The sequence below is a fragment of the Enterococcus sp. AZ078 genome (genome assembly GCF_051714985.1).
GTDB lineage: Bacteria > Bacillota > Bacilli > Lactobacillales > Enterococcaceae > Enterococcus_B > Enterococcus_B hirae.
Map to the genome: position 1 here is coordinate 1,171,079 of NZ_JBIOSW010000001.1, position 16,123 is coordinate 1,187,201.

12 protein-coding genes and 1 pseudogene are annotated in these 16,123 nt (G+C 36.3%); 9 read left to right on the forward strand and 4 right to left on the reverse strand.

Translation table 11 applies throughout. The features are described from left to right. Window positions 1-124: 124 nt before the first annotated feature. Window positions 125-1,000 (forward strand): aldose 1-epimerase family protein, encoded by an 876-nt coding sequence (locus IGJ18_RS05540; RefSeq protein WP_161652108.1) that lies wholly within the window; start codon window positions 125-127, stop codon window positions 998-1,000. A 163-nt stretch (window positions 1,001-1,163) separates the two neighbouring features. On the opposite strand, the gene plsY is transcribed toward IGJ18_RS05540, so the two are convergent. Next, on the reverse strand, window positions 1,164-1,802 hold the full coding sequence (plsY, locus tag IGJ18_RS05545) for a glycerol-3-phosphate 1-O-acyltransferase PlsY (RefSeq protein WP_010719457.1): 639 nt from the start codon (window positions 1,800-1,802) through the stop codon (window positions 1,164-1,166). Window positions 1,803-1,905: 103 nt separating this feature from the next. Here plsY and IGJ18_RS05550 point away from each other — a divergent pair, with 103 nt between their 5' ends. The 5 genes from IGJ18_RS05550 (at window position 1,906) to pflA (ending at window position 10,451) form a co-directional block, all read left to right on the forward strand. Beyond that, window positions 1,906-2,340: a CoA-binding protein gene (locus IGJ18_RS05550; protein ID WP_438842990.1), complete on the forward strand. Its 435-nt coding sequence runs from the start codon at window positions 1,906-1,908 to the stop codon at window positions 2,338-2,340. A gap of 199 nt (window positions 2,341-2,539) precedes the next feature. Next, window positions 2,540-4,564 (forward strand): DNA topoisomerase IV subunit B, encoded by a 2,025-nt coding sequence (gene parE / locus IGJ18_RS05555; RefSeq protein WP_438842991.1) that lies wholly within the window; start codon window positions 2,540-2,542, stop codon window positions 4,562-4,564. Between the two features lie 11 nt (window positions 4,565-4,575). Next, on the forward strand, window positions 4,576-7,026 hold the full coding sequence (parC, locus tag IGJ18_RS05560) for a DNA topoisomerase IV subunit A (protein ID WP_438842992.1): 2,451 nt from the start codon (window positions 4,576-4,578) through the stop codon (window positions 7,024-7,026). A gap of 274 nt (window positions 7,027-7,300) precedes the next feature. Further along, entirely contained in the window at window positions 7,301-9,532 is a 2,232-nt protein-coding gene (pflB, locus tag IGJ18_RS05565) for a formate C-acetyltransferase (protein ID WP_010719453.1), read from the forward strand. Window positions 9,533-9,683: 151 nt separating this feature from the next. After that, window positions 9,684-10,451: a pyruvate formate-lyase-activating protein gene (pflA, locus tag IGJ18_RS05570; RefSeq protein ID WP_010737384.1), complete on the forward strand. Its 768-nt coding sequence runs from the start codon at window positions 9,684-9,686 to the stop codon at window positions 10,449-10,451. A 67-nt stretch (window positions 10,452-10,518) separates the two neighbouring features. On the opposite strand, the pseudogene IGJ18_RS05575 reads toward pflA, so the two are convergent. Further along, window positions 10,519-10,715: pseudogene (locus IGJ18_RS05575) on the reverse strand (ISL3 family transposase); the annotation flags it as partial. Window positions 10,716-10,947: 232 nt separating this feature from the next. Here IGJ18_RS05575 and IGJ18_RS05580 point away from each other — a divergent pair. Both IGJ18_RS05580 and IGJ18_RS05585 read left to right on the forward strand, forming a co-directional pair. Further along, the gene (locus IGJ18_RS05580; RefSeq protein WP_081128686.1) at window positions 10,948-11,406 is read left to right on the forward strand and encodes an LMxysn_1693 family intestinal colonization protein; all 459 of its coding nucleotides are present in this window, start codon (window positions 10,948-10,950) and stop codon (window positions 11,404-11,406) included. A gap of 235 nt (window positions 11,407-11,641) precedes the next feature. After that, window positions 11,642-11,980 (forward strand): CPBP family intramembrane glutamic endopeptidase, encoded by a 339-nt coding sequence (locus IGJ18_RS05585; RefSeq protein WP_230471064.1) that lies wholly within the window; start codon window positions 11,642-11,644, stop codon window positions 11,978-11,980. 228 nt (window positions 11,981-12,208) lie between these two features. Here IGJ18_RS05585 and IGJ18_RS05590 read toward each other — a convergent pair whose 3' ends face one another. Then, a complete protein-coding gene (locus IGJ18_RS05590) occupies window positions 12,209-12,436 on the reverse strand; it encodes a hypothetical protein (RefSeq protein ID WP_438842993.1) in 228 nt (75 codons plus the stop codon). A gap of 9 nt (window positions 12,437-12,445) precedes the next feature. Further along, window positions 12,446-13,213: a DeoR/GlpR family DNA-binding transcription regulator gene (locus IGJ18_RS05595; protein ID WP_010737385.1), complete on the reverse strand. Its 768-nt coding sequence runs from the start codon at window positions 13,211-13,213 to the stop codon at window positions 12,446-12,448. 462 nt (window positions 13,214-13,675) lie between these two features. Between IGJ18_RS05595 and IGJ18_RS05600 the strand changes: the two genes are divergently transcribed. Next, window positions 13,676-15,910, forward strand: a complete 2,235-nt coding sequence (locus tag IGJ18_RS05600) for a helix-turn-helix domain-containing protein (protein WP_438842994.1) — start codon at window positions 13,676-13,678, stop codon at window positions 15,908-15,910. The last annotated feature ends 213 nt before the right edge of the window (window positions 15,911-16,123 follow it).

Sequence of the window (16,123 nt, forward strand, 5' to 3'; positions counted from 1 at the left end):
TTCGCTGAAACACACGAGTAATGCCAAGGATGATTCGGATACTTCTTGTTGGAAAAAATAAGAATAGCTTAGGACCTGAGACTAGCTATCTCAGGTCCTAAGATTTAACGGTGGAGGAATTATAATGACTGTAATCATTCAAAATGATCAATTGATTGCTGAAATTGCTGAACATGGAGCAGAATTGGTCAGTTTAAAATCAAAGGATAATAATCTTGAGTATATTTGGCAAGCTGATCCAGCGTATTGGGGAAGACATGCGCCCGTTTTATTTCCATTTGTTGGAAGATTAAAGGATGACCAATACACGTACCAAGGAAAGACTTATTCAATGGGGCAACATGGCTTTGCGAGAGATATGGATTTTGAAGTAATCGAACATGGTCAAGAATTAGCCAGCTTTTTGTTAAGAAGCACACCCGAGACCAAAAAAAATTATCCTTTTGATTTTGAATTAGTGATTTCTTATGAATTAGGTGGAGATGGGATCACCGTTCATTATCAAGTGGCTAATACTGGAGAAGAAGAAATGTTCTTTTCGATTGGGGGTCACCCAGCCTTTAATGTTCCTCTGGAAGAAGGATTGACTTTTGAGGATTTTTACCTTGCGTTTTCACCTAAAAAATCACGTTTGCGTTTACCTTTAAGTGGGCCATATATCGATATGGAACAAAAAACACTTGGACAAACAAATACCAACCTTGCATTAGTACACGATCTTTTTGAAAATGATGCACTAGTATTTGAAACGAAAGGATTGAACGCTTATGCCATCCGTAGTGAAAAATCTAGCCACAGTGTGACATTGAGTTATAAAGATATGCCATATGTTGGGATTTGGTCACCTTATCCAAAAGAAGCGCCTTTTGTTTGTATCGAACCTTGGTGTGGTATCGCAGATACAGTAAACAGCTCGGGAGAATTGATGGAAAAAGCTGGAATCAATCAACTAGGCGCACATGAAATTTTTCAAACAAAATATTCGATTACGGTAAAATAGTGGTTATCCTAAAGTTGTTTGATTTCAATTAATCAGAGGAAATCAGGTATAATGATTCATGTTCCCTTTATTTTGCTAATCGTTTCTTTTCGCTTCTTAACGAATCAATCATTTAAAAGCTAAAAAAACAGTTGGCTGATTAGTCAACTGTTTTTCTCTCAGGTCAATTTTTTTTCTTACTACTATTCAATCCGAAGGGGATACGACTTTCTGTATGGTTTTTGATTCGTAGGATATTCTCTTTATGGCGATAGAAAATAAAGGCAGAAACTAAAAATGCAATGATCGTCAATAGCCAGTTTTGCTTAGGCAAGATACCAGGTGCGATGTAAGGAAGGATAATCGTTGATAAAGTGATCAAAGTTGCACTGATCATACTTGTTAAACTTACCATACTAGTACAAAAGAGCGTAACAACGAAGATGATACTGGAATAGATAAAAAATAGAGGATTGAATCCAAGTAACATTCCAGCACTTGTTGCAACTGCTTTGCCTCCTTTGAAGCCAGCGAAAATAGGGAACGTATGACCTAAGATCGCACAAACACCAAACCATAGGGGATTAATGGTTGTAACGTGGAAAATAACTGGTAAGCAAGTTGCCAAGGTTCCTTTCAAGATATCCATGAACAACACAATTGTACCTGCTGTTTTTCCTAAAACTCTAAAAGTATTGGTGGTGCCAGTATTTCCGCTACCATGTTGGCGGATATCTTTTTTGAAAAATAATTTACCTATCCAAACCCCCGAAGGAATCGAGCCTAGAAGATAGGCAAGTACCAATAATAAAATTAATTTCATTGTTCTACCTCTTTCAATTTGAAACTAATGTTTATTTTAGCATGAATAAAGTACGTGAACAATTGGAAATACTTGAAAGAGTGAACGAAAGGGAGTATTATTTATGTCATTTGAAAATCCAACACAAGAAAAAATCTTCGATTATTTAAAAACAGCAAAAACGATTGCAATTGTTGGTTTGAGTAATAAGGAAGAACGAACAAGTTATCAAATTGCTCGATTTCTGCAAGAACGGAGATATCGTATCATTCCGGTGAACCCATTATTAGCAGGAGAGATCATTTTAGGCGAAAAGGTCTATGCGTCGCTACAGGAAATCCAAGAACCGATCGATATCGTGGATATTTTTCGGCGTAGTGAATTTTTGCCAGAGGTAGCTGCTGACTTTTTACAGACTCAAGCAAAAGTATTTTGGGCGCAATTAGGTATCGCAAATGAAGAAGCAGCAAACAAGCTTCAATCAGCAAATCGCAAAGACATCGTCATGGATCGTTGTATAAAAATCGAGTGGAACAATATGAACGAAAAAGATAACTAAATGTTTGCATTTTAAATAACGTGAAATATTTAATCGGCAAGACAAAAGCGAACAATAGGATAAAAAAGATAGTATTCTCAAAGGTTAGTTAGTAATTAAGTTTTAATTCTTTCCTAACCTCTTTTTTTTCATGCGTATTTCTAGTATGATTATCGTGATGCGGTTTTAACCGTAAAGTATTATTGAAGGAGCGTTTGCCTTGGCAAAAAAAGTAAAGAACGAATATAATGATGCATCGATCCAGGTTCTTGAAGGATTAGAGGCAGTTAGAAAACGACCAGGAATGTATATCGGGTCAACGGATAGCCGGGGCTTACATCATTTAGTCTATGAGATCGTTGACAATGCGGTTGATGAAGCTTTATCTGGATATGGAAATGAAATTGATGTAACCATTCATGAAGACAATAGTATCACTGTGACAGATAGCGGTCGTGGTATGCCAGTTGGGATGCATGCTTCTGGTATCCCCACAGTTGAAGTGATTTTTACTGTACTACATGCCGGCGGAAAGTTCGGTCAAGGAGGATACAAGACCTCAGGGGGACTACACGGTGTCGGAGCAAGTGTGGTCAATGCTTTATCAAAATGGTTGGTTGTTACAATCGTCCGTGATGGGATTGAATACCAACAAAAATTCAGCAATGGTGGTAAGCCTGATGGTACACTGAAAAAAATCGGGAAGACCAAAAAAGCCAATGGAACGACAGTTCATTTCTTACCAGATGACACGATCTTTTCCACTACTAAATTTTCTTATGATATTTTATCTGAACGTTTGCGAGAATCAGCTTTTCTTTTAAGAGGAGTAAAAATCACGCTTTCTGATCTACGTGGCGAAGAGCCAGTCAAGGAAGTTTTTCACTATGAAGAAGGAATCAAAGAATTTGTTGACTACCTAAACGAAGAAAAAGATACGTTGACACCAGTTGTTTATTTTTCTGGTGAAAAAGACGGTATCGAAGTCGAAGTTGCTTACCAATATAATGATGGATATTCAGAAAACGTGTTGTCATTTGTGAATAATGTCCGAACGAAAGATGGAGGCACCCATGAAGTCGGTATGAAGTCAGCGATGACGAAAGCCTACAATGAATATGCCCGAAAAGTGGGCTTGCTGAAGGAACGAGATAAGAATCTCGAAGGTAGTGATTTTAGAGAAGGTTTAGCAGCTGTTCTCTCCATTCGAGTACCTGAGAATCTCTTACAATTTGAAGGACAAACAAAAGAAAAATTGGGTACACCAATTGCCCGTACGGCAGTAGATAATGTCATTGGAGAACAAATGGGCTTTTATTTACAAGAAAACAGTGAAATGAGCCAAATGTTAGTGCGAAAAGCAATCAAAGCCCGAGAAGCTCGTGAAGCTGCCCGAAAAGCTCGAGAAGAAAGCCGTAATGGGAAAAAACGTAAAAAAGGTGAATCATTACTCTCAGGAAAACTGACACCTGCTCAATCACGAAATCCGAAAAAGAATGAATTATACCTCGTGGAGGGAGACTCTGCTGGTGGTTCAGCAAAACAAGGAAGAGACCGTAAATTCCAAGCCATCTTGCCTCTTCGTGGGAAAGTGATCAACACTGAAAAAGCAAAAATGCAAGACATCTTGAAAAACGAAGAAATCAATACGATGATCTATACGATCGGTTCAGGTGTTGGACCTGAGTTTTCAATTGAAGATTGCAATTATGACAAAATTATTATCATGACCGATGCGGATACCGATGGTGCACATATTCAAGTGCTATTACTGACGTTCTTTTATCGTTACATGAAACCATTGATTGAAGCAGGAAAAGTGTATATCGCATTACCACCGCTTTATAAGGTTTCTAAAGGTCAAGGAAAAAAACAAGTGGTCGAATATGCTTGGACAGATGATGAATTAGCAGCGACCATCAAAAAAATTGGTAAAGGCTATATGTTGCAACGCTATAAAGGTCTTGGAGAAATGAATGCAGAACAATTGTGGGAAACTACCATGGACCCAGCCTCTCGAACGTTGATTCGCGTGAGGATAGATGATGCTGCTCAAGCGGAACGTCGTGTGACGACATTAATGGGGGACAAAGTTGAACCTCGCCGAAAATGGATCGAAAATCATGTGCAATTCACGTTAGAAGAAGATGGTAGTATCTTAGATAAAAAAGAAGATATTGAAAATACAGCTACGTCCAATGAATTGTTCGATGAAGAGAAACAATCTGAATTAGTAGAAGAATAGGAGGTCACCTAATGGAAGAACGTCAAGAAGTCCAAGAACTAACCCTAGAAGAAGTGATGGGTGACCGCTTTGGACGTTACTCAAAATATATTATTCAAGAAAGAGCATTGCCAGACATCCGAGATGGATTGAAACCCGTTCAAAGACGAATTTTATTTGCGATGAATAAAGATGGCAATACTTTTGATAAAGGATTCCGTAAATCTGCCAAATCTGTCGGAAATATCATGGGGAATTATCATCCTCATGGGGACAGTAGTATTTATGAAGCCATGGTTCGGATGAGTCAGGATTGGAAGCTAAGAGAAGTACTTATAGAGATGCACGGAAATAACGGTAGTATGGATGGTGACCCACCAGCTGCTATGCGTTATACAGAAGCACGGCTCTCCCAATTAAGTGGTGAAATGTTGGCAGATATTGAAAAAAATACGGTTGATCTTGTATGGAACTTTGATGATACTGAAAAAGAACCAACTGTGTTGCCAGCGAGATATCCAAACCTATTAGTCAATGGTTCAACGGGAATTTCCGCTGGTTATGCTACGGAGATCCCTACCCATAACTTAGCAGAAGTCATTGATGGTACGATTTACCTCATTGATCATCCCCAAGCGAGTTTAGAGAAACTAATGGATTATATCCCTGGTCCTGATTTTCCTACTGGGGGAATCTTACAAGGAAAAGCAGAGATCAAAAAAGCTTATGAAACTGGACGTGGAAAAGTCATTCTGCGATCAAAGACTAAAATTGAAGCGATTAAAGGGAACAAGCAACAAATCGTGATTTCCGAGATCCCTTATGAAGTAAATAAAGCCACATTAGTGAAGAAAATGGATGAAATCCGTTTAAATAAAAAAATCGATGGCATTGCTGAAGTTAGAGATGAAAGTGACCGCACTGGATTACAGATCGTGGTTGAATTGAAAAAAGATGCTAACGCACAAGGTATCCTCAATTACCTGTTTAAAAATACTGAACTACAAATCAATTACAACTTCAATATGGTAGCTATTGATCATATGACACCGCATCAAGTGGGATTAAAAGATATTTTAAGTAGTTATATTGATCATCGAAAACAAGTAATCACGAAACGAAGTCAATTTGATTTAGAAAAAGCACAAAAGCGCCAGCATATCGTAGAAGGTTTAATGAAAGCTTTGTCGATCTTGGATGAAGTCATTGCCACGATTCGAGAAAGTAAAGATAAGAAAAACGCGAAGCAAAATTTAGTCGAAGTTTTTCAGTTTACGGAAGAACAAGCTGAAGCAATCGTGACGTTGCAACTATATCGTCTAACAAATACGGATATTACAGAATTACGTAAAGAATCAGAAAGCTTAATAGCACAAATCACTGAATTGAACAAAATTCTATCTAATGATAAAGAATTATTCTCGGTCATGAAGAAAGAACTTCGTGAGGTCAAGAAAAAGTATGCTAATGCACGTTTAACGACAATTGAAGACGAAATCGAAGAAATCAAAATTGATACAAAAGTGTTAGTAGCACAAGAAGATGTGATTGTCAGCGTAACGAAGGAAGGTTATGTGAAACGGACTAGTCTACGTTCATATAGTGCTTCTAAACCAGAGGAAATCGGCATGAGAGAAGGGGACTATCTCTTGTATTCTGGTGAACTAAATACCTTGGATCATGTGTTGTTGATCACCAATAAGGCAAATGTCATTTATCGTCCTGTCCATGAATTGCCAGATTTAAAATGGAAAGATGCTGGAGAACATATTTCACAAACGATTGTCAATCTTTCGGTTGATGAATCGATTCTAGCTGTTTTTCCATACAAAAAAATCGAAGCAGAAAAAACACTGGTCTTCATCAGTAAAAATGGCTGGGTTAAACAAACTCGAATGACCGAATTTGAACCATGGCGTACTTATAAGAGTCGTCCGTTAAGTGGCATGAAACTCAAAAGTGACGATGATGAATTAGTGGCGTCTTACTTGGTAGAAGGTCAAACGGATTTAGATATCTTTTTAGTCACTTACCAAGGGATGGGGTTACGATATCCATTAGAAGAAGTACCTGTGGTAGGAGCAAAAGCTGCTGGCGTTCGTTCAATCAACCTCAAAGACGAAGATACTGTCGTTAACGGGTTACTCGTTTTGACAGAAGGAGATACGCCAATCATCATCGTCACTCAACGTGGTGCGGTGAAACGGATGCTTGCGCAAGAAATTAGTCAAACCTCTCGAGCAAAACGTGGTGTTACGGTTCTACGTGAACTAAAGAAAAACCCACATCGAGTTATTCATATGTCTGAAGGAAACGCCAAAGAAATAATGATCATCAATCAAAAAGGTCAAGAGCTAATGATTGACCCAACGGATTATCCGATTGGCGATCGAACGTCTAATGGCTCATTTGCAGTTGACGAGAAAAAAGGCGGCGAAGTGATTAAAGTCATTGAGCCACCTGAAGTAGCCATTACCGATTAACTGTTATAGTTTTTTTGAAAGAAGGTAGATCTGTTTTAATACAGATCTACCTTCTTTTTTCTGATTATTAAAAAATTATAAATATTAAGATAAAAAAATATGAAAGTGTTCACAATTGCTAAAGCTTGGTATATTAGCGTTTGTTGATATAAGTGAATAAAAACGCCATCTTTTGTTAAATAAAAAACAAGAAAACCCTTGCAAAGATGCTCGTCTGTGTTATACTAATCACGTAAAAACTGTTACATAAAACAGATAACGGGAGGTCCATACAATGGAGCAATGGAATGGATTTAAAGGAACGAAATGGAAAGAAGGCGTAGATACAAGAGACTTCATCCAAAATAACTACACTGAATACCGTGGAGACGACAGCTTTTTAGAAAAACCAACTGAAGCAACAGAAAAGCTTTGGGCAGAATTACAAAAACTAAATGATATTCAATTTGAACGCAATGGCGTTTATGACATGGACACAGAAATCGTTTCAACGATTACCTCACATGATGCAGGTTATTTAGACAAAGATCTTGAAAAAATCGTTGGTTTACAAACAGATAAACCGTTGAAACAAGCATTTATGCCATTTGGTGGTATCAATATGGCTAACAATGCATTAACAAGTAATGGTTACACACCTAATGATGAGTTGACACATATCTTTAGCGATTGGCGTAAAACACATAACCAAGGTGTATTTGATGCCTACACAGCTGAAATGCGTGCAGCACGTAAAAACAAAATCATTACAGGCCTTCCAGATGCTTATGGACGTGGACGAATCATTGGTGACTACCGTCGTATCGCATTGTATGGTATTGACTATTTGATGGAACAAAAGAAAAAAGACCATGATATGACAGGTTTCCATACAATGGATGAAGAAGTCATTCGTCTTCGTGAAGAAATCACAGAACAATATCGTGCTTTAGCACAAATGAAAGAAATGGCTGCAAAATATGGCTATGATATCTCTAAACCAGCTGCTAATGCAAAAGAAGCAGTACAATGGTTATACTTCGGTTATTTAGCAGCAATCAAATCACAAAATGGTGCAGCAATGTCAATCGGACGTATCTCTGCTTTCCTAGATATCTATATCCAACGTGACTTAGATAATGGCGTGATCACCGAACAAGAAGCACAAGAATTGATCGATCACTTAGTCATGAAATTACGTATGGTGAAATTTGCCCGTACACCAGAATACAATCAATTATTCTCAGGATTCCCAATCTGGGCGACTCTTTCAATCGCTGGAATGGGCTTAGATGGACGCTCATTAGTAACTAAGAATGATTTCCGTCTATTGCACACATTGACTAACATGGGTCCTTCTCCTGAACCAAACTTAACAGTTTTATATTCAGAACATTTACCAGAAGGCTTCAGAACTTATGCAAGTAAAATTGCAATCGAAAGCTCATCTATCCAATTTGAAAATGACAATCTTCTTCGTGAACAATGGGGTTCAGATGATTGCGCTATTGCATGTTGTGTATCTGGAACAGTTGTTGGAAAAGACATGCAGTTCTTCGGTGCTCGTGCGAACTTAGCAAAAGCATTATTATACGCAATCAACGGTGGGGTTGATGAAGTAACTGGTGCCCAAGTTGCTCCTGAGTATCGTCCAATCACAGCTGATGTATTAGACTTTGAAGAAGTAAAACACAAATTTATGAATGTGATGGACTGGTTAGCTGAGTTATATGTGAATACATTAAACATCATCCATTATATGCATGATAAATATTCTTATGAAGCAGCTCAACTGGCATTGATGGATTCAGATTTGAAACGTACATTTGCAACAGGGATTGCTGGAATCTCTCATGCAGCGGATAGCTTGTCAGCAATTAAATATGCAGATGTGAAACCAATCCGTAACGAAAAAGGAATTGCCGTTGATTTCGAAGTAACTGGCGACTTCCCTAAATACGGAAATGACGATGATGCAGCAGATGAGTTAGCAGAATGGATCTTAGAATACTTTATGACACAAATCAAACGTCATAAAACTTACCGTAACTCCACACCAACAACGTCATTATTAACAATCACATCAAACGTGGTTTATGGTAAAAACACTGGTAACACACCTGATGGACGTGAAGCAGGTAAACCTCTTGCTCCTGGGGCAAACCCAAGTTACAATGCAGAACAAAATGGATTGTTGGCAAGTCTTAACTCAACTGCTAAAATCAATTATGGTTATGCACGTGACGGGATCTCTAATACGCAAACGATCAATCCTTCCGGTCTTGGAAAAGATGAAGAAACACGTATCGGCAACTTGCGTAATGTATTAGATGGTTACTTCTCTAAAGGAGCGTATCATTTGAACGTCAATGTATTTAGTAATGATCTATTACGTGACGCTATGGAAAATCCAATGAAATACCCTAACTTGACGATCCGTGTCTCAGGTTATGCTGTTAAATTCCGTGATCTAACGAGAGAACAACAATTAGACGTATTGATGAGAACATCACACGATAGAATGTAAAGCGGAATAAATAATACGATCTATCATTAAAAAGAACGATTGAAAAAGGTTGAGGGCAAGGCGGTGGTCTTTGCCCTCGTCTTTTCCTAGCAATCGGTTGATTCAAGTGTCTTTTGAAATAAAATGAAATCAAAGAAAAGAAGTGATCCTTATGGAAGAAAAAACAATTGGCTATGTTCATTCGATCGAAACGTTTGGTTCTGTAGATGGACCAGGCGTTAGATTCGTCGTTTTTATGCAAGGTTGTCGCATGCGTTGTGAATTTTGTCATAATCCTGATACATGGAATATAGGCGGAGGAAAAGAATATACGGCGGATGAACTATTAGACCAAGCAGAGCGCTATCGTTCCTATTGGGGTTCAGAAGGCGGTATCACTGTTAGTGGAGGCGAACCTTTATTACAGATCGATTTTTTGATCGAACTGTTCAAGAAAGCGAAAGAGCGTGGTATGCATACTACGCTAGATACTTGTGGGAAGCCTTTCACGCGTGACGAACCATTCTTTTCTCGTTTTCAAGAATTGATGAAGTATACTGAATTGTTACTGTTTGATATCAAACACATCGACAACGAAGAGCATAAAAAGTTAACACGTTGGGATAATGAAAATATTCTGGAGATGGCGCAATATCTTTCTGAGATCAATAAGCCAGTGTGGATCAGACACGTATTAGTTCCTGAACGCAGTGACTATGATGAATACTTGATTCGGCTGGATGACTTTATCAAGACATTGAACAATGTAGCTAAAGTAGAGATTCTACCTTACCATACGATGGGGAAATATAAGTGGGAAACACTTGGCTTAGATTATCCACTAGAAGGTATTGAACCGCCAACAAAAGAAAGAGTCGAGAATGCCAAACGACTACTTCACACAGAAGACTATCGAGGATATCTCAGCAATAAGAACTGAGTAGCTGTGTAAAATCAAATCTGGGTCAGAATGAATCTCATTCTGTCTCAGATTTTTTTCATTTACTTTAATTAATTGATTTAAATCTGTAAGTTACTCGTTTGGTTGTCTTTTCATGAGGATTCTTCGCTTCTATTTTCCCATTAGAGTACGGAGAAATCAGCGCATTGGTGTTCCCATCTTCATAGTACAGAAGGTTTGAAGCTTCACTCGAAAGCTTTCATCTTGCGTTTCTGGAATTTCTTTTAACAATGAACAAAAAAGAAAAAAGAGACATCACGTATGAACAAGCTTTTACAGGATTCTTTGAGGTAAATTAGTTAAAATTACAAATAGTTAACTAATATATGGGTGGTTTATCCTATTTTTATTGGTTAAATCGTAAAATTAAATAACAAAATTTATTTAGAATGAATATTGACAACCTTAAATTTTTCTATTATTCTAAAAACACAGAAAACGTTTTCTTAATCTATTGTTACTTGGAGAGAACACCATGAAAAAGCATTTATTTAAAACAATGTTATTATCAACGTCCATTTTGACTTTAGGTTCTGCCATTATGCCTAGCGTTGGAGTATTAGCTAGTGAGCATAATATTTCTAATATAGCTGCTTATTCTGATGATGACTATTATTACGTATTAGATGAATCTACTATTCAAACGAGAACTTGGTCAAAACCTCAAAACTGGTCAATCAAGAAAGGAACTCGAACTTATTTAGGTGTAGAAACTCATACGCGTGGTACAAAATTATCCGTTAGTGCTAATATTTTTGGAATGAAAATCGAATTAAATAGAACTACTTCTGCAAGTGGAAAATTTAAAAAATATCGTCAAAATGCAACAATAACCGTAACCTATAAAGTTTATAGGAAAGTTGATAATCGTTATGTTCGTACAGAAACTGCAACAGCAAACACACAGTATATTGATTATATTCCTATTGGATAGTGATTGAATGGTTAAATGGTTATTTTGTAGTACGTACTTACTCCTAACTTTTATTATTCCTTCGCTTGGTGTACCCTCGAATATTTATTTTGTATTTGAGCATAGTAGTATCTTCTTTTTCATTTTGTCAGTCGTTTTATTTTATCCTACTTTAATCCAAGAATTGAAAAAAATCAGTATAACAAAACTCTTAAGAGTTGTTATTTCTTCATTTCTCATACTATTTATTATTAATTTGATTAATACACCAATTTCAAAAAGTTTAAGCCCGAGTGATTTAAAAAATTCACTCTCTTTCTTCTTTTTTAGCGCAATTACTTATGGCGTAATTTTAGAAGAAATAGTTTTTCGCTTCTGTATGATTAACCTTCAAACTAATAAAAAAAGTCAGTATATAATAATGCTAATTTCTGCTTTTTTATTTGCACTTGTTCATGGATTCGGTTTAGTGATTTTCTTAAGTGGAATTCTTTTAGGATTTGTCTATATAAAAACACAAAACATTTGGTATTCCATAATAACGCATAGTTTATATAATTGTTTTGCTATATTGGTTTATTTATTTTTAACTTAATTATTACAAAAAGTGTTTAGCAAATGCGACTCTTTATCAATAAGAACTGAGTAGCTGTGTAAAATCAAATCTGGGTCAGAATGAATCATATTCTGTCTCAGATTTTTTGTTTCGCACAAAGCGCACGAAAATGTGACTGAAGAATCCTCCAGTCACATAAATAATAGAGCCAATTAAGCAATGGCCTAAATGCTATATGTTCATTTTTTAGCGATACCAAAACACTTTTTATAGCGGATTGTCTTGTTCGATGATCTGTGAATGTAGGGTAATCCATAATAGTTTGGTGTAGGTGTGCTGTTTCTTTTGATGAAGCAAATAAGTGCTGTTTGATTCACCTGCTTTTTGAGAAGAAAAAGGGTGAGTAACAAGGGCGTTTGTTTGGCTGGTTGCAAAAGTTCTATCAACAAGTTGGACAATGAGAAATATTGGATGCTCCAATCGTTTTTTGTCCATTTATATTTCTCATTCAGTGGGATACACCAAGTGAATGTCATTTTTTTCAATGATTCTATGATAAATCTTAGGCGGTTTTTTATTGGTAACAATCGCATCATAATCATAATAATCACCTATCTTGAAAAAATGAGTAGAGTCAAATTTCGTTTCGTCAGCCAATAAAACAATCTCTTGTGCTTTATTCATCATTTCTTTTTTGATTTGTGCTTGATTGAAGTTTGCTTCATAAATCCCTTCATGGTCGAGTCCCCGACAAGATAAAAAGGCAGCATTGAAACGAAAGGAACTGGTAATGGGATCAAGTGTATTTGAAATAACTGTACTAGCATTAAGTTTGACTTCACCGCCAGTCAAATAAATTTTTAAAGATTCGTTCTGACATTCACTTAACTTTAAAGCTGTACGCAAACCATTGGTAATGATAATTAAGTTAGGTATCTTAACAAGTAGTGGAATAAGGTGTAGAACAGTACTGCTGGAATCTAAAAAAATACACATACCTGGTGCAATAAAATCTCGTGCTAATTCACTGATGATCTTTTTTTCCGGGATATTACTGGCTTCTCTTTGAAGATAAGTATATTCCATGTTTGTCGTTTCGTTCAAGATCGCCCCGCCCCAAGTTCTGCGGATTAATTTTCGTTTTTCTAGCTCAAGTAATTCTCTGCGAAGTGTACTTATACTACAGTGAAGGTGAGTACAAAGTTCTTTGGAAGTTGCTTGTTTCTTTTTTACCAAATAGCTTAAAAGATCGCTTGTACGTCTAGTCTCCATTTTTTTCTCCAAGTTTTTCTTTTATTATAGCGCTTTCTTTTTGCGAATAAAATGCTTTTGAATAAAAATGAATGAGTTGAACAAAAATCTTGCTAATTTTTGAACAATGATCAAAATTTTAAGCAAGGATTTCCTTTGTTTAGAAAGCGCTTTATAATCGAGGCATACATACGTTGGAATAAAAGGAAACGATGGAAGAATAACAGATAAAAATTAGATTTGTGATATATGTAAATAAAATTTGGCGGCAAAAAGCTGGGGTGTCAGGATAAAGAAAATGGTTCTATGAAGTGGATGGATCAGCTTTTTTAGGTATCTTCATCGGGATCAGCAGCCTGTAGATTATTCATTGACCAGTGCGGATGAAATTGTGAGGAGTAATTATAGAAATGAAAAGTTGCTATTTATAACTAAAGCCCTAGATACCACGACAGGATTAGCTAAAGAATCAAGGAGGGACATATGGTACGAGAAGTTGCTACTAACGGGAAAAATAAACAGCACAGACAGCTTTCTAAGTCGATTTTATCTTATCTTTTTGTCTTTCTAGTGCCATTTTTTATGGTATCGTTAATTTGGTTTCATACGGCTAAAGAAAGCATTAATCAGCAAGTTGTTTTGACAGCCAAGAACCAGTTACTCCAATTGAAGTACTCATCTGAAAATAAGTTTTTGCAATTGGATAATATCACTCAACACATTCCTTATAACACCAATCTTTCACCTGGAAGGCTTTCCCATAGTTATTATGCTCGTGAAGGACAACTTAGCTTGCAACAATATAAGCTAAGTAATGATTTTGTTGAGGAAATTTATCTTTACTACAAAGAAAAACCAAATACATTGTTTTCATCTACCGGTAGCTTGACAGTGGACAATTTTTTGCAACGAAAAATCAATAATTATTCGCTTGATAAAAAAGAGCTGCTTTCACATCTTGATAACGATATTCCAACTGGACTAACCCTGAAAAAAGAACCTAATTCCACACAACTTTTTTACATTGTTCCAATTAAAGATGCAGAAATGCATTTTTATGGCGTAGCAATCTATTCAATCAATCTTTCGATTTTGAATAAGCTGTTGAATCTTTCCAATAGTGATGGTATCAGTACCAACTATCTGATTGATGACTCGTATCGTATTCTAGCAGCAGATACCAGTAATAACAAACTAACGGCGCATTTGCATCAGCCGAAGCAAATTCAAATGATCTTGCAACAGGATAATTTTTACTACAACCATCGAAACTATCTTGTCCAGTCTTTGAATAGCAGGGATTTGAATATGTCATTTGTTTCTGTAATGGATCCATCACAAGCTTTGACAAAGATCAATACCATCCACCAAAAGTTTTTAAAACTTTTTTTTGTGATATTTGTGTTTGGTCTAGTGCTTGTAGTGATTATAGGTACTCGTTTTTCACAGCCGATCCGCAACATTGAAAAATTGATTGATCAATATTATCGAAATAAAATCGGTGTAGCTGTTTCCAACGGGAATGTCTATGAAACGTTGGCGCAATTTTTGAACGAACATGAAGAGCTACATAAAGAAATTAAACGACAGACTCCCCATGCGAGAGAACAGGTCCTTAGAAAAATTTTAGGAGGGAAATTTAAGTCTCCAGAAGATTCATTAGTTCTACTGAACTCTGTCCAAGTGCATTTTACCGGTACTTGCTATTTTGTCGTCGTAGTTGATTATCCTATCCAGAGCATTGACGACACAGCTAATGAGTTACCGCTGAAAGTAAGTGGAAAGAACTTTTCGGGATATGGTACAGAGATCCTATCTGCAGGAGTGACCGCCTATATCTTTAGTACCTATGAAAAAACTAGTCACAAGAAAGTTGTAATAGAGATGATTCAGCAACTAAAAAAAGCGTGTTACGGTACTTTTAGGATAGGAGTAGGAAATAGTACTGAAAACCTTACGAAGATCAATGCTTCTTATATTGAAGGTTTGGCCGCATTAGACTATTCAACAGTAGAAAATAACTTTGTTTTCTATAATGAAATTCCAGGTGAAGAGTCTTCAACCAGCATTAATTACCCAGATGGAGAAAAACTGAAATTGATTCAAAGTCTGCGTCAAGGAGACTTAACGATCGCTGCGGAAACGATAGAATCGTTGATTGAGCGGGGGATTAAAGAACACTTTTCTTATAGTGGACAAAAAATGTATGGTTTTTATCTATTAAATGCAGTTGCTAAAGTAAGTAGTAATTTGCAAAATAAAACAATTTTGAAAAAAGCAGAAAAAAGTGCCAAGTTTAGTAATTTACTCGAATTGAAGCAACAACTATTAATGCTCGCAAAAATGATCTGTGAGGTTATGCAAGTTAAGCCACAAAATCAAGAGTCTGTGCTGAAAAAAGAATTGTTCGAATATCTTCACAAAAACTATGCTTCTTCCCAATTATCTATGGAAAAGTTGGCAGATGAATTTCAACTTTCAGTTTCATACCTTAGCCGTTTTATCAAAAAAGAAACAGGTACTACTTTCTCAAAATATCTGCAAGAATTGCGGCTAGAAAAAATCAAGCAAGACTTAATAGAAACTGATTTACCAATAAAAACGATTATTCAAAAGAATGGTTATTATGATGTTTCAAACTATACGAGAAAATTCAGGACGAACGTTGGTGTGACTCCAGGTCAATACCGAACAATGAATAGAGAAGGAACTTTATAAGCAATAAATAGGAGTAAACTAAGGGGGGATATCGAACTGGAGCAGGACGGAGAAGTCATTTTATTTCCAGTTTTGAGCTTCTTACAAAAAAACAAAAGCAAATAATTGTAAAAGACTGAAATAACTACCCAAATTGTTGCTTTTTCAGCATACAACTTGGGTAGTTATTCAAATGTTTTACGATATTTCTCACTAAAAGTATGTTTTTACAAG

Coding starts and splice junctions, on each gene's coding strand:
- pflB (WP_010719453.1), top strand. CDS start 7,301: ATGGAGCAATGGAATGGATTTAAAGGAACGAAATGGAAAGAAGGCGTA.
- IGJ18_RS05540 (WP_161652108.1), top strand. CDS start 125: ATGACTGTAATCATTCAAAATGATCAATTGATTGCTGAAATTGCTGAA.
- parC (WP_438842992.1), top strand. CDS start 4,576: ATGGAAGAACGTCAAGAAGTCCAAGAACTAACCCTAGAAGAAGTGATG.
- IGJ18_RS05550 (WP_438842990.1), top strand. CDS start 1,906: ATGTCATTTGAAAATCCAACACAAGAAAAAATCTTCGATTATTTAAAA.
- plsY (WP_010719457.1), bottom strand. CDS start 1,802: ATGAAATTAATTTTATTATTGGTACTTGCCTATCTTCTAGGCTCGATT.
- IGJ18_RS05590 (WP_438842993.1), bottom strand. CDS start 12,436: ATGGACAAAAAACGATTGGAGCATCCAATATTTCTCATTGTCCAACTT.
- IGJ18_RS05580 (WP_081128686.1), top strand. CDS start 10,948: ATGAAAAAGCATTTATTTAAAACAATGTTATTATCAACGTCCATTTTG.
- IGJ18_RS05600 (WP_438842994.1), top strand. CDS start 13,676: ATGGTACGAGAAGTTGCTACTAACGGGAAAAATAAACAGCACAGACAG.
- IGJ18_RS05595 (WP_010737385.1), bottom strand. CDS start 13,213: ATGGAGACTAGACGTACAAGCGATCTTTTAAGCTATTTGGTAAAAAAG.
- pflA (WP_010737384.1), top strand. CDS start 9,684: ATGGAAGAAAAAACAATTGGCTATGTTCATTCGATCGAAACGTTTGGT.